Below are 14,474 nucleotides of genomic sequence, written 5' to 3'. Positions count from 1 at the left end.
GTCGCCTTGAGCGTGGACTTATTCGACGCCTTGATGTTCAGGCTGGCCGCGCCCCGCACATTGGGGTCGATCTGCGTCAGGCCGTTGACCTCGGCGCGCGTGACGGCGCGCGAGGTGTTGTAGGCCGACGATCCGGCGGCCGCCAGCGCCAGCCCCTGGTAGGCGATGCCCACCGCGCCCGCCACCACCACCGCTTCCAGCGTCTGCACGGTATCGGCGGTGACGTTGATGGCGCCCAGGTTGGACAGCTGCGTATTGGCGAGGCCGGCGCGCGCGCCCGCCGCCTGCGTAATCTCGTTGTCGGCCAGCGAGGCGCCGATGGCCAGCGAGCCGCCCGCGGCCGTGAAGGCCACGCTGGCGACCACTACCGTGGCCTTGATGGTGCCGCTCATGTCGGCGTCTATCGTCAGCGCGTTGGCGCCGTTGCCGCTGACGCGCGAGTTTTCCATGATCGCCACCGCGGACGAGCCGATCACGTTGCGCGCATCGGCGCCTCCGCCCGCCAGCGAAACCCCGCCCAGGCTGACGCCCGCCGCGATCGACACCGCCACCGCCACGGTGTGGATGTCGGCCTTGCTGTCGGCCTTGACGGTTATGACCGGCGCACCGGTGAAGTTCACGCCATCCACCTTGGCCAGCGTGTCGTTGGCGACTTCGTTCTGCGCCAGCGATACGGCCACCGACAGCGACGCGGTCGCCCCCAGCGACACCGCCACCGAGATCGCCACGGCGGCGATCGTGCTGTCTATACGTGACTGGTCTGTCGCCGTAACGGACACGCTGCCCGCATCCCAGGCATGTCCCTGGCCCTGGTCCGTAATGCTGGCGGTGATGGAGGTCTTGATCTTGTTGACCGCCCTGGCGCCGGCGCCGGCGCCCGAGACCGCCAGGCTGGCGCCGTCGACGATGGGCGGCGCATAGGCCACCGACACCGCCACCGCGCCCGCCACCACCACGGCATCTATGCTTTGCTGCCGGTCGACGCTGCCGTCGGCCTTGAATTTCACATTGCTCGCATCCACCGTGACCGCGCCCGCGATGACGGCGCTGCGGTCGATCGACGCCGCGATCTCGTTGACCGGCCTGCCCGCGCCCAGCGCAACCACCTGGCCGGCGCTATTGACGTCGTAGCCGATGACGTTCTCGGCCATGGCCACGCCCACGGATGCCGACGCGGCCGCGTAATGGCTGACAGAGACCGACGCCGACATGCCCAACACCACCGCATCGATCTGCGACAGGCCCAGCGCCCGCACATCGAGCGCGCCGCGCGCCCCGCCCGCGTCCCGCGTATCGATGACGGCATCGGCAATACCCGCCTTCACGCTGGCCGATATGACGTTGCGCGCCAGCGCGCCGCCGCCGCCAATGGCGGCGTTGGCGCTATCGCCCACCGACACCGCCACCGAAGCGCCCAGCACCACCGACAGGATGTCGGCCTGCTGGATCGCGCTGACCGACAGCCTGGCGCCGCCAGTCTCGATGCGCCCGCCCCGGATCTCGGCCTGCACCGTGTTGAAAACCTTGTTGACCGCGACGCTGGTGCCGACCGCGATCGCCACGCCGGCGCTGCCGGCCTGCACGCTGACCGCGCCACCCACCGCGATGGCGGTGATGGCGGCGCGATCCGACGCCGACACCGTCACGCCCTGGCTGCCGCCGCGCGTGCGGAGGATGGAATCGTCGACCCGCGCGCGCACCGTCGTGCTGATTTCGCTGATGGCCACCGATACGCCCACCGAGGCGCCGGCGCCCATGCCGCCCGCGGATACCGCCACCGCCAGCGCGCCCGCCACGGTCACGATGGTTCCCGTGTTCTCGGCGTTGACGCGCACGTCGCCGTCCAGATAGCCATTGTTCAGCGGCGACACATTCTTCAACGTGGCTTCCACCGACCCGCCTATGGTGTTGCCGCTGCCCGCGCCGGCGCCCGCGCCTGCAAAGCCCTGCCCCACCGCGACCGCCGCCGCCACGCCGATCGATACCGACACGATGCGCGAGTCATTGATCGCGTCCACCGCCAGGCCATTAGCCGAACCGATCTCCGTACGCAGGCTGCCATTGCTGGCGCTGCTGCCGTCGATATAGGCTCGGGTCTGGTTGTTGACGGTGTTGTGGGTGGCCGACACGCCGGCCGCAATGCCCGCACCGCTGCCCGGCGACACCGCCACACCCAGCCCGCCCGCCACGGCCAGCACGTAGCCGTCGTCGCGCGCCTGCACGGCCACGCCCGGCGCGCCGCCCGCCGACAGCGCCTCGACCAGGCGCGCGTTGCGGATGCCGGCCTCGTTCTTGCTGTTCAGCCGGTTCACCGACACCGCACCGCCCACCGACACCGCCGCCGTGCCCACGGCCACGCTGCCCGCCACGGTCACGTTATGAATCTGCCCCTTGAAGAGCGAAGCCACCTGCACGTGCGCGCCGCGCACGGCGCCCTGCGTATCGCGGATCTGCGCCGAGATCGAGTGTTCGCGCGCGTTGCCCGCGGGCGCGCCGCCCAGGTAGTTATAGGACAGGCTGGCGCCCACCGCGACGCTCGCGCCCTGCGATCCCAGCCCCAGCGCCACCGCGCCCGCCAGGCTGTTGATCGTGGATTCATCGCTGGCCCGGACCACGATATCGCCGCCCGCCGTCACGTCCTGCCCGGCCGCGGTCTCGCCGATCTCGGCCTTGATGCTGTTGGCGATCCAGTTCAGGACTGCCGATCCACCAAAGCCCACATTGGCCCCAGACCCGCCGGCCGCGACCGCGCCGCTGACCGCCATGGCCGAAATCTGCGCGTTCAACCCGGGCGACAGGTCATCGGGCTTGGCAAAACTGGCCAGCACCACGATATCGCCCGTGGCGGACAGGGACGAACGCAATGCGCCCGCGTACACCGTGTCGAATATCTGGTTGACCGCGAATGCCATGCCCGCGGCCACGCGGCCGCCCACGGAGACCGCCACATTGCCGGCCAAGGCCGCGATGCTGGCCACGTCGCGCGCGGCGATGCGGATATCGCCCGAGGTCGCCGTCACCGACGAATCGCGGATCTGCGCATGCACCGTGTTCTTGATCGTGTTGACGGCCAGCGATCCGCTCACCGCCACGCCCGCGCCGCCGGCCAGGCCGACCGACACGTTGTAGATGCTGGCGCGCTCCTCGGCGCGCACTTGCACGGCCTGGGCCTCCACGGTCGCTTGCGCGATCGCCGCGCGCACGTCGTTGCGCATGTCCGCCACGCTCACGGACGCGCCAATGGCGGCCGATGCGCCCTGGGTAGTGGAGATGCCCAGCGCCCCCGTGGCCGTCACGATGCGGCTGGCATCCTGTGCCGATACCGACACCGCGCCGGCCTCGGCGCGCACTTTCTGTCCCGCCGCCGCCCCCGTGTTGTCGATGATGGCGCTGACCTCGGAACGCGAGATATTCACGCCGACGGCGCCCGCGCCGCCCAGCGACTTGCCGCCCGCGCCCGCCACCGTGATGCTCAACATGCTGTTGCTCAGCGCATGGCCTTGCGTCAGCGTACCGATATCCAGCGAGATCAGCCCTCCGGACGTAATGCGGTCCACCGCCTTCTGCAGGCTGATGCCACCCGTACCCGTGGCCGCGCCCAGCTTCATGGCGATGCCGTCGCGGGCGTTGTCCAGCGAGCTCGCCAGCTGGTAGCGGAAGGCGCCGCCTTGCGAGGCGTTGATCACGTAGTAGCGCTGGCCGTCCACCAGGCCGGCGATGTTCGCGCCCTGGCTGCGGTAGATGACCACGTCGCCCGTCGCCAGGCCAGCATCGCTGGCGAAGGAGAAGCTGCTTTCGCCGATGACCTGGCTCTGGGCCGACGAAGCCGACAGCGTCGCATCGGTCGGCGTACCCTGGGTGATGCTGGTGTTCTGGGTGCCGTCGCTGCCCGTGCTGGTCGAGGTCTGCGAAGTCTGGCGCACCAAGGCAACCTGCGTGAACGCGATCATCGCGTCCGGGTTGACCGAGATCGGCTTGTTCTGCGCGTCCAGCAGCTTGACGCCGTTGGCGTCCGCCAGGAAATACTCGTAGCGCTTGGTGCCCGCATTGAACTCCGACACGTAGCCCAGCGTCCCCAGCGCCACCGGCGTGCCGTTCACGTCCTTGAAGCGCAGCGTGGTGCTGTTGACCACTTCAACCACATAGACGTGGTCATTGGACAAGCCAGTCAGCACACCGTTTGCCGCCAGGTTGACGACCACCTTGTCGCCCGTGGCCAGACCGTGGGCCTTGGGCAGCGTCAGGCTGCCGTCCGGGTTCAGGGCTGCGCCTGCGGGATTGTTGACGCTGAAGCGCTGCAAGGCGCCGCCCACGGCCGCGCCGCTGAAGTCGACCAGATTGCCCTGGCCGTCGCGCAGCTGGAACGAGCGCTGGTCGGCGCTCAGGTTGAACACGTAATAGGTGACGCCGACCTTCAGCACGTCCTTGCCTTGGGCCAGGATGCGGTTGGCCAGCACGTCCTCGATCTGGCCGTTGCCGCCGATAGAGCCGCTGTAGACGATGGCCGAGCCCTCCTGCACGCCCGCGAACGGCTGCGCCAGGGTCAGCGTATGGGTGGCGGCATTCACCGTCACGCCGGCGTCCACGCCGTGGAAGGGCTGCAGGTTGACGCTGGTGGCCTCCTGCATGCGCACGTGCGCAAAGCCGATGGCCGCCAGGTTGGCGACGCTGCCGAATTGCAGCGCCTTGCCGCGCAGCGCGTCTTCCTGGGTATCCGCCAGCTGGATGATGGCCTGGCCGTCGGGGGCCGCGCGCCGGATCACGTAATACACGCGGTCGTTGCGCAGGGCGGAGCCGTCGGCCAGCGTGATGTTGCCCGCGCCCGAACTCAGGTAGACGCCGTCGCCGGTCTGCCAGCCTGAAAACTCGCCGCCCGCGGCGCCGGTTTGCGCCGGCATGCCGGCGTTGCCGCTGTCGTCCTTGGCGCCGTTGATGACGGCCGCCGCATCGCCCGTGAAGGTCAGCGTGCTGCCGCCCTGGTCCACGCGGATGTTGCCGTCGCCCACCGGCAACTGGCTGCCGCCGTTGAGCTGGGCATTGCCGCCCGCGGCCATCGGGTCCACCAGGCCGGCAAATACGTTGACGTTGCCCTGCACCGCATGCACGTCGCTGCGCAGGATGGCAGCCGCAACCTTGGGATTGGCGGCGGCGCCGCCGTTGTCGGCCACGCCCACCGTGGTGACGGCCGCGCCCGAATCGGCCAGCGTGGTGTTGTCGAAGGCCAGCAGATTGCGGTCGAAAGCCGTGTTGCCGCCCATGATGTTGACGGCCACGGCCAGTCCTACCGCCGCGCCCTGGGTCGCAATCGCGCCCGCCACCGTAATGGCATAGAGCGCCGAGGCGTCCGAGGCATTGACGCGCACGGCGTCGCCCGTGAAGCCTGCCCGGCTGCCCGCCTTGACGGTGCTGTCGCTGATGCGGGCCTCGGTGGCCGCGCGCATCATGTTGACATTGACCGCGCCAGCCAGCGCGAACTTCTTGGACAGCGCGCCCGCCGCCCCCACCGACACCAGCAGCGGCGACGAATGCGCCGACACGTCCACCTTGCCGCTAACGTCCACATCCGCGTACTCGATCAGCGCGCTGGTGCGCGAGCTGAATTCGTTGACGCTGACCGACGCGCCCACGGCCACCGAACCGCCCGCCGTAACCGCGACGCCGCCCGTCACCGCGACCAGCGTATTGTTCTCTGTCGCCTCGACCGTCAGCGACGAGGCGTCGATGCGGCTGCGCGCCGTGACCGCGCCGTTGCCGTCGCGGCTGGGCAGCACATAGGCCGCCACCGCGGAGCCGACGCGGTTGACCTGCACCGAGCCCGCGCCCGCGAACTTCGCCTCGCCCATGCCCACGCCCACGCCGACCGCCCCGCCGCCCAGGGACGAGGTATCTTTGGCGCTGACCTTGACCGCGCCATGCCCGCCGGTATCCACGGTCGAACCCTGGATGCCGGCCATGACGGCGTTGCCGATCTCGTTGTAGCTGACGGCGATGCCCACGCCCGCCTTCTTGCCTACGCCCGCGGCGCCGGTCACCGCAACCAGCGTGGTCTTGTCCTGCGCCCGCACAGTCACGTCGTGGCTGCCGCTGGCGGCGCCGTTGTAGACGATCTTGCTGTTGACCAGATAGCTTTCGATGCGGTTGGACATGACATTGACGGATACCGATCCGCCCGCGCCCGTCCCATCGCGCGCCGCGCCCAGCGCGCCCGCGAAGCCCACCGCGACCTGGGTGGATTCCGCCGACACGTCGACACGGCCCGTGTACAGCAGCTCGGTCACCTGGCGGATGCCCGCCTCGACCTTGCTGCTGCTGACATTGACCGCGACCGCCGCGCCCACCCCCGCCTTGCCGTCGGAACTGGCGACCGCGCCCGCCACGGTGGCCAGCACGCTCAAGTCGCGGGCCTCCAGCGTCACGTCGCGCGCGCTCACCTTGGCCGCATTGCCCAGCAAGGCAATGTTGGCGTAGTCCGCCACGCCGACGGCGGCCGAACCGGCCACCGCCACGCCCTTCTGCCCCTTGGCGCCGGCCATGCCGGCGGCGATGGTCACGGCCACGCCGGTGCGCCGCGCCGCCAGCGCAAGATCCGCAGCCACCACCAGCTCGCCCACGGCCAGCACCTGGGCGCGCGCCTCGCCGCCCATCATGTTCATGCTGTAGGCGCCCGCCACGGCCACATTCGACTTGGCCGTATCCGATTGCGCCAGCGCGGCCGAGCCCGACAGCGCCAGGCTGTGGGTGCCGTTCAACGCCTCGATCTTGGCGTCGCCGCCGATCGTGATATTCATGCCGGCCGCGTTGATGTAGCCCTGCGCGAAGTCATTGACCATGTTCACGGCCACCGCGCCGGAAATCGCCACGCCCGCCTTGGACTGCTGGCTGGCGCCGCCTGCCGGCGCCGGACTGCCTGGCGCCGCGCCCGCGTCCTGGGTCAGTTGCGTGGCTTGGCCGCTCAGGCCTTCCAGCTTGGAGCCCAGGCTCGTGGCCGGCGCAGGCGCGGGATCGTTCGCCCCCGGAGCCGCGTCGCCCTGGCCGGTGGGCAGCTTGATGTCATCGATGCTGGTGCCCGTGCCTCCCGCGCCGCCCGTGCCGCCGGCGCCCGCGCCGGTGCCGCCGCCCGCGCCCGCCACCGGGCTGGACACGCGCGAACCCGCCACGGCCAGATTGCCGACGAAGCCCTTGTTCTCTGCGCGGATCGTCAAGGAAGCGGCCGAGAACGAGCCTACCGGCAAGCCGGTGGGTGCGCCATCGGCCACGCGCAGCGTGTCGCCGATCAGCGCCTGCGTCCAACGGTTGACGTCATTGATGGACACGCTCATGCCCACGCCCACCGCCTGCGATCCGGCGGCGGCGCCCGCCACCGTGCCGACCCAGGTCGCGTCCGTCGCCTGGATGTCCGCCGCGCCCGCGGCCGCGATCCGCGCGCCCCGGCCGACCTGGGCCAGGGTGGTCGCGCTGGTGGAGTTGACCAGCACCACGCCGTTGAGCGCCAGGCTCTTGGCCTGGCCGCCCGATGCGCCCAGCGTGACCGAGATCAGTTCATTGTCCGCATCGACCGTCAGCTTGCCCGAGTTGATCTCGGCGGTGTCGCTGACCACGGCGCGCGTATCGTGCTTGGCCGCGTTCACGTACACCGACACGCCGATGGCCGAGCCTTCCTTGGAGCTGCTGCCGTAGTCGAAGCCCTGGAATTTCGGCGTCAGGAATCCCTTGACCCGGTCCTTGCCATAGCTGTAGCGGCTCTCGGCCGCGCCGCGCGGCGCGGCCTGCTGGAGCGACTTGGCGCCGCCCAGGGAAATCGACGGCAGGATGATGTTGCCCACCAGGTTCAGGCGCTGCGAGGAGTTCTCCGCCTGGACGGTCACATCGCCCGCCGTGCCGCCGGACAAGGTCGTATTGATCTTGCCCGCCACCTGCGCCTGCGTCTTGGTGTCCTGCACCAGCACCGTGAATGCGCCCGACAGGGCCAGTTTCTTGCTCTTGGCCGTGGCGCTGGCCCAGCTGCTGAAGCTGGACGAGATGCCGCCCGTGCTGGTCAGCGTGGCCTGCAGATTGTTGAGGAAGGACGCGGCCGCCTTGCCGGCAACCTCGGCCTTGGCCTTGGTGCCGTCGGCGTCATTCCACTTGGCGTTGATGCCGTCGAAGGGCGCGTACAGATTGACCAGCCACAGCTTCATCGGGTCGATCTGGTTCAGGGTGCTGGCGGTAACCGCCACGTCGCCGCCCTGGGTGTTGATCGCGGCCAGCTGGCTGACGGTCGCTCGCGTCGCAACGTCGTCGATGCCAATGACCACGGCCGCCGCCGCGCCAAAATCGGAACCGTCCGGTCCGGGCGCGCGCTCGGGCTGATTGGTCGTCAGGTTGTTCTTCTTGTTCAGGAACGCCTGCTTGTCCGCAATCGCCTGATCGTCCACCCCGCTCATGATGGTGAGCCGGGTGTTGTATTGCGTCTGTGCCTTGACGGTGACGTCGCCGCCCGCGGTGTTGACCGTGGCCGCCACCACGCCGTTGCCGATGCGGGCGGTCGTGGTGATGTTGTTCATCGCCATGCCCAGCGCCGCGCCCACCTGGAACTCGGTGGAGGGATTGTCGATTTCCTTCTGGATGTCCGAATCGTACTTGGCGCGATCCTCGAAATCCTTCTCTTGCTTGATTTCCTTGATCTTGGCGCCGAACTTGCCGCCCCGGCTTTCCGACACCAGTGCGCTGAAGAAACTCTTGACGTACTGAACGCCCGTCCCCAGGCCGCCCAGGGCGCCGCCCACGATGGGGCTGACGGTCTTGGCGATGGCCGCGTTCTTGGCTTCGGTCTGCGCCGACGTCAGGAAATCGCTGCCGGTGGCCGCGCGGCCGCCCAGGATGGTCTTGACGGCAATGGCGCTGCCGGCGTCCTGCGCCTTTGCCTCGACCGTCACCTTGCCCGCATTGCGCGTCACCACCGTGCCGTCCATATAGGCCTCGGTGGTCAGCTGGTTGTACGCGAATCCCACCGCCACGCCGACCTTGGCGTAGCCAGCCTTGTACTTGCCCGTCTCCTTGGACGGATCGATCTTGCCGTCGGCCCCGGTCACCGGCTTGGTGTCGTCGCTTTCGGCCATGGCGCCCGCGGCCGATATCGAAATCGTGCTCTTGTGGCTGGTCAGCGCCTGGATCGTGACGTCGCCGCCCACGCCGCTGACGGTGCCGGTATCCGGATTGGCGGTATGCAGCAGCCCCGTTTCCAGCCTCGCGCCCGTGCCTATGTGCACGCTGGATTCGCTGATCACCACCGCCACGCCCACGCCTATCACCGCCGGCACCGCGCCTATTTGGCCCGGCAGCAACGCGATCTCCATCTCGTTGGTGAGGTCGGACTTGATCGTGATCGAGCGGGACGCGATCACCGTGCCCTGCACGTCGATAGTGGACTTGTTCTGCAGCACGCCCACGGCGATGCCGGCGATCTTGGCTACCAGCGGACTGAGCTTGACCGTGGCCGACGTGGTGGACGTGATGGTCACGTCGCCGTTGGACACCAGGCGCGCCTGCGCGCCGACCTTGATCGACGAGTTGTATTCGATGCCGGCCCAGGCCGCCATGGCGCCGGCGCCGTCCAGGAACTTCATCAAGGCGTCGAAGGCCGAGTTCACGCCGCCCGCCAGCGTGCCCAGCACGCCGCCCTGGTTCGCGCCGTTCTTGATCAGCGGATCCAGGTCGTAGTCCTTGCTGTCGATCTTGCTGCTCAGGCTGACGCCGGATCCGCCCGTGTCCTTGGCCCACAGGGTCGCGTTGTTGATCGTGATGGCGGCGTCCAGCTTGTAGATCTGGGCCACCGCGCTACGCCACGGACGGTAGCGCTGCGCCGCCAGCTCGACCGCTCCCGCGGCCAGCACGATGTTGGCGCCGCTCGTGGCGCCGACGGTGATCTTCTCGCCTTCCAGACGCAGGGCGTAGCCCGCATCCAGCGTGATGTTGTGCAGCACCGAATATGACTGGCCGCGGATGATCACGTTGCGGCCGCTGACCGTCAACGCCTGATCGAGTGCGCCGCTGCCGATGTCCAGCACATAGTCCAGCTTGTTCGTATTCGCGCCCAGCGTCACGCCGGCGATCGTGCCGGTGGTGGAGATGAGGTTGGACAAGGCGGCGCTGCCGCCCAGCGCCATCACCTGCAGGCTGTTGCCGCTGCCGCTATTGGACGCCAGCGTTACGGTCACGGTGCCGCCGGCGGTGTCCGCCGGTTGCGTCACCATGAAGGAAACGTTGTTGGTGTTGCCCTTGAGCGTGTCGTAACCGCCGCTGCTGCCCAGGGTGACGGCCTGGGTCCAGGCGCTGGCATCCAGCGTGGTCGCGCCGGTGGAGCTGGTGGAGATGACGGTGGCGTCCGCGAACACGCCGCCGTTGAGCGCCACCTGGCTTGCGGCCGAGCCGCCGCTGACGAAGTGGACGTTGGTATTCGACAGCACTGCGCCGACGCTGGTGTTGACCACCAGGCTGTTGCGCGCGCCGGCCTGCGCGGCGATGCTGTTGCCTGCGCCGGTGTTCAGCCCGCCCTGGCCGTAATTCACGACGAAGGTGTTGTCGCCGCCGCCGGAGCGGATCGTCGAGTTGGACCCCGCCAGCACGAACTGCGTCTGATGGCCGATCGCCAGCGCCGCGCCGGTCAGCACGCCCGCGCCATCAGAGCTGCTTTGCACCTGTCCGGCCGCGATCAGGCCGAGTTTATAGGCCGCATCCGACAGGCTGACCGTGGAGTTCGACACCGTGCCGTCGGCGTTCAGCGCCGCCTGCATGCCGGGCGCCAGCGAGAACGCGCCGGAATAGCCCGCCGCGATCGCGTCCTGGCTGTACCGGATCTGCAGGCGGCCCTGCCCGTCCAGGCTCGCCGTCAACGCATAGAGATAATCCCAGGGCGTGGTGCTGTCGCTGGCCGGAATCAGCTTGCCGGCATTGGGGCCGCCGACCGCAATGCGCAGCGGCTCGCCCGCCGCGTTGACCATGATGCCGGCGCCGATGGCGTCCAGCAGATCCTGGATGGTGCGCACGCCTTCCAGGCCGACGTCGACCCGCGCATTGCCGTGATTGGGAAACAAGAACGCCAGCGCAGGCCCTTCCGCCGGCGTGTAGCCCGAGGTCAGATCCGACAGATAGGTCCGCGTGGTCACGCCCGTGTAGGCCGTGGTATCCACGGTATTGGCGCTGCTGCCCTCCACCACGAAGCGGAAGTCCTTGACGTTGGTGTGGACGCTGCTGATCTGCGCCCCGCCCGAACCAATCTTCACCTGGCTGTTGTCCAGCGCCACGCTCTTGCCGCCCGTGGACAGCTCTATCGTGTTCGACCCGGCGGACCCGATCACCTGGGTGGCATAGGCATTGCTGATGATGAAATAGTTGGACAGGCCGGCGATGCCGTCCAGCACCGCCGTCCCGGCAAAGCGAGAGGTATCGATCCAGTTGCCATACTCGCCGCTGATCACGCGCACGCTGGAGATGCCGGCATAGGTGGAAGCGGTGGCCTGGGTCTCGTTGGCCGTGCGCTGGATCCAGCCCGTGGCGCCCGTCTGCTGGAATGACACATAGCCCACGCCGCCGCTGGCCGCCATCTGCGACTGGTAGCCTGCGCCGTCCGTGCCGGTCAGGCCGTCGGCCGCCACCACCAGTTCGGTGGCCGCATTGGCGCCCGTGCCGCCATAGAGGTTGTAGCGGCCTCCCAGCAGCATGATCTGGTGCCGGGTGTTGTCGCCCGAGCCCGCGCGGATCACGCCGCCCGCCATGAGCCCGCTGACCAGCACCGTGTTGCCGCTGAAGGCCGAGGCGTCGATCAGGGTGGAACCCAGGCCGCCGTTCAGGCGCGCGTCGCTGAAAGCGCCGTTCAGCGTGTTGCTCAGGGTCGGGACCGGCACCCCGGCGCCCAGGGGAGTGCCGTCGGAGGCGTAGCTCGCCGACAGCTGATTGTTGGTGAGCGTGAAATTCCACTGGCCGTTTTCGTCCAGCGTGTTGCTCTGCGCACCCGCCTGCGCCCACAGCTGGTTCGCGCCCTGGTAGCCGGTAAAGGTATTGTGGCCCAGGCCGCCCAGCAGGACGTTGGCGCCCGCGCTGCCGATCAAGGTCAGGTCGCCGCGGTAATTCGTGCCGTCCAGCGTGACGCTGGTGGCGGCGTGATAGGCGCTGCCCGCCGCAGCGGCGGCGTCGATGGTGCGATAGTCCTGCAAGGTCACGGCGTTCACGCCGCGCAGGGTCACCGTGCTTGCGGCGCCCGCGCCCAGAGGCGTGTTCGTCAACGTGGCCGAGGTCTTGTCGCCACTAAGCGAGGCGTTGCTTTCCACGCCCGCGATGTATTCGGTTGCGCCGCCCGCGGCCAGGTTGCCGATCACCAGATCGTTGCCGCCGCCGCCACTGATGCGGTTCTGTCCGCGGCTATTGGCCACGGTGATGATGTTGTCGCCCAGGCTGCCGACGATGTCGTTGCCATAATCGCCGCCCGCGCCGATGACGTTGCTGATGTTCAGCACTCCGCCCAAGCCGCTGGCATCGTAAAGGCCGGTATTGCCGTCCTGGAAGTTCAGGTTGACGGTGACGTTGTCTTCATAGGCCGAGTAATCCAGCGTGGTCCTGCCCGCCACGCCGAAGAACATCTGCACGTCGAGATTGCTGACCAGCGCGGCCGCCAGGCCGTTGACGCTGCCGTCGGCCGCCACGCCCGCGCCCATGTAGACGCTGATGCCCCCGCCGGTCTGCACGCGGGCCGTGACGTCTGCGCCGAATTGGGAAAGGTCCAGTGTGTTGCCGCTCTGGCCGGCCTGCTGGGTCAGGTTGAAACCGAGGGTGCCGGCGGCGGCGATGTAGGTGTTGCCGCCGCCGCTGCCCTTGATGATGTCTTGCGAGTTGTTGATCGTGACCGTGGTGTCGCCCACCACCGTGATCCTGTTGCCGCCCTGCGTGGAACCCTTGACGCCGCTGATCGCCCGCACATAGCCGAACCCGGTCGGCGGCGGCGGCGGAATCTCTTCGCCATTGGCGTCCGCCGTGGGGCCGGACAGGTCCACCGTCACGCCGGTGGCGTAGCCGCTGTAGTCCAGTATGGTCTTGCCGCTTTGCGCCGTGCCGATCAGGTTGAAGGTCTTGTCGCCGATCTTCAGGCTTTGCGAGCCGTCGGCGGACTTGAACACCACGTTGACGACGCGCTGGGTCCAGTTGTTGCCGGCGTCCACCGTCGAGTACGTGATCTGATAGGCGTCGTTGTTGCTGATGATGGCCGTGACGTTGCCGCGGATGCCCGAGAAATCCAGCGTGTTGTTGCTGTTGTCGTCGTCCTCGTTGCGCACCCAGACGCCGTTATCCAGCTTCATGCCCTGGCGCACTTCGATCGTCGTCACCGCCGCGGTCGAATTGTTGTCGAACACGAATGTGTTATTGCTGCCGTAGCCGATCAAATGATCATTGACCGCCACGCCCTGCAGGGTCGAACCGCCGCTTTGCAGGCCGGTGGCGCTGGCCATCACGCCGTTCCAGCTGGCGACCGTCACCGAGCCGGCCTCGATCGCGCCGTGACGGTAGTCCAGCACCCAGTCGCCGCCCAGCGCGGCGCTGCCCACGGTATGGGTGGCCGCCGCCACGTCGGCGCGCGTAATCGCCGCGAGGCTATCGACGAAGGCGATGCCGCCGCGGCCGGCCGCCACGTTGCAGCCATAGAGCAGGATGTCGCCGTCTTCCGACATGGCGTCGCCCCAGGCGCGCAGCTGGTCCTTGTAGGCATCCAGCTGGCCCGAACCCAGGGTGGCCGTGCCCAGCTTCAGGGATCCCACGCTGCCGTGGCTCATGATCTGCACCGCCGCCAGGTCCTGGTGCTGGCCCAGCACCTGCGTAATCTGGTCCACGCCGTCGTAGCGGCCGTCCAGCACGATGATCTCGGTGTCGTGGCTGCGCAGCACCTGCAATTGCGGGCCGTCGCCTGTGGGCCTGGCCAACCCGTCCAGGCCTTCGGTCTTGCCGCTGATCAAGCCATACAGGCCCTGGACGACCTGCTCGGCATTGTCCACCGCCGGATCCACGAAGATGATCTGGCGCACCGGCGTCTGTTCAGAGTTTGTGGTGTAGCCGGGGATGTTGGCGGCCGGCTTGGACTGGCTGGCTTCCTGCCCGGGCAGCCAGGCCTTGGCGTCGCCCTGGCGCGTGGCGCTGGCCTTGGCGTACTGTTCCAGCGTCAGCATCTCGCTGTGCTGCGTGACGGCCTTGAAGGCCGCCCGTTCCACCAGGTACGGATGCGAGCCGGGCGCGCTGGGCTTCTTGCCTTGAGCGCCGGCGGCGGGATCGGCGGGCGCCACCACGGGAGCCTGATCGCTTGCGGGCGGCGGCGGCGGCACCAGCAGTTCGGCCGACATGAGATAACGGCGCTCCAGCGCCTCGAAGAGCGGCCGCCTGCGGAACAGGGACTGCTGCACCTCGCGGGAGGAACGGCCGGTCCAGAGTTTGCGCGCCAGTTTCTTCATGCTCAT

The 14,474-nt window shown here is 68.6% G+C and carries 1 protein-coding gene (cut by a window edge); it reads right to left on the bottom strand.

The window, feature by feature from the left end; genetic code table 11:
- Positions 1 to 14,474, bottom strand: partial view of a DUF4347 domain-containing protein gene (locus NGK62_RS27020; protein WP_251881177.1) — the 5' end (the start) only. 15,157 nt of this gene lie to the left of the window's left edge; the window shows 14,474 of its 29,631 coding nt (coding positions 1-14,474); the start codon lies at positions 14,472 to 14,474; its stop codon lies off the left edge, out of view.

The sequence above is a fragment of the Achromobacter sp. Marseille-Q4954 genome, from assembly GCF_943737025.1.
Classification (GTDB): Bacteria; Pseudomonadota; Gammaproteobacteria; order Burkholderiales; family Burkholderiaceae_B; genus Achromobacter; species Achromobacter bronchisepticus_A.
This window is presented reverse-complemented; position numbering and strand designations above follow the sequence as displayed.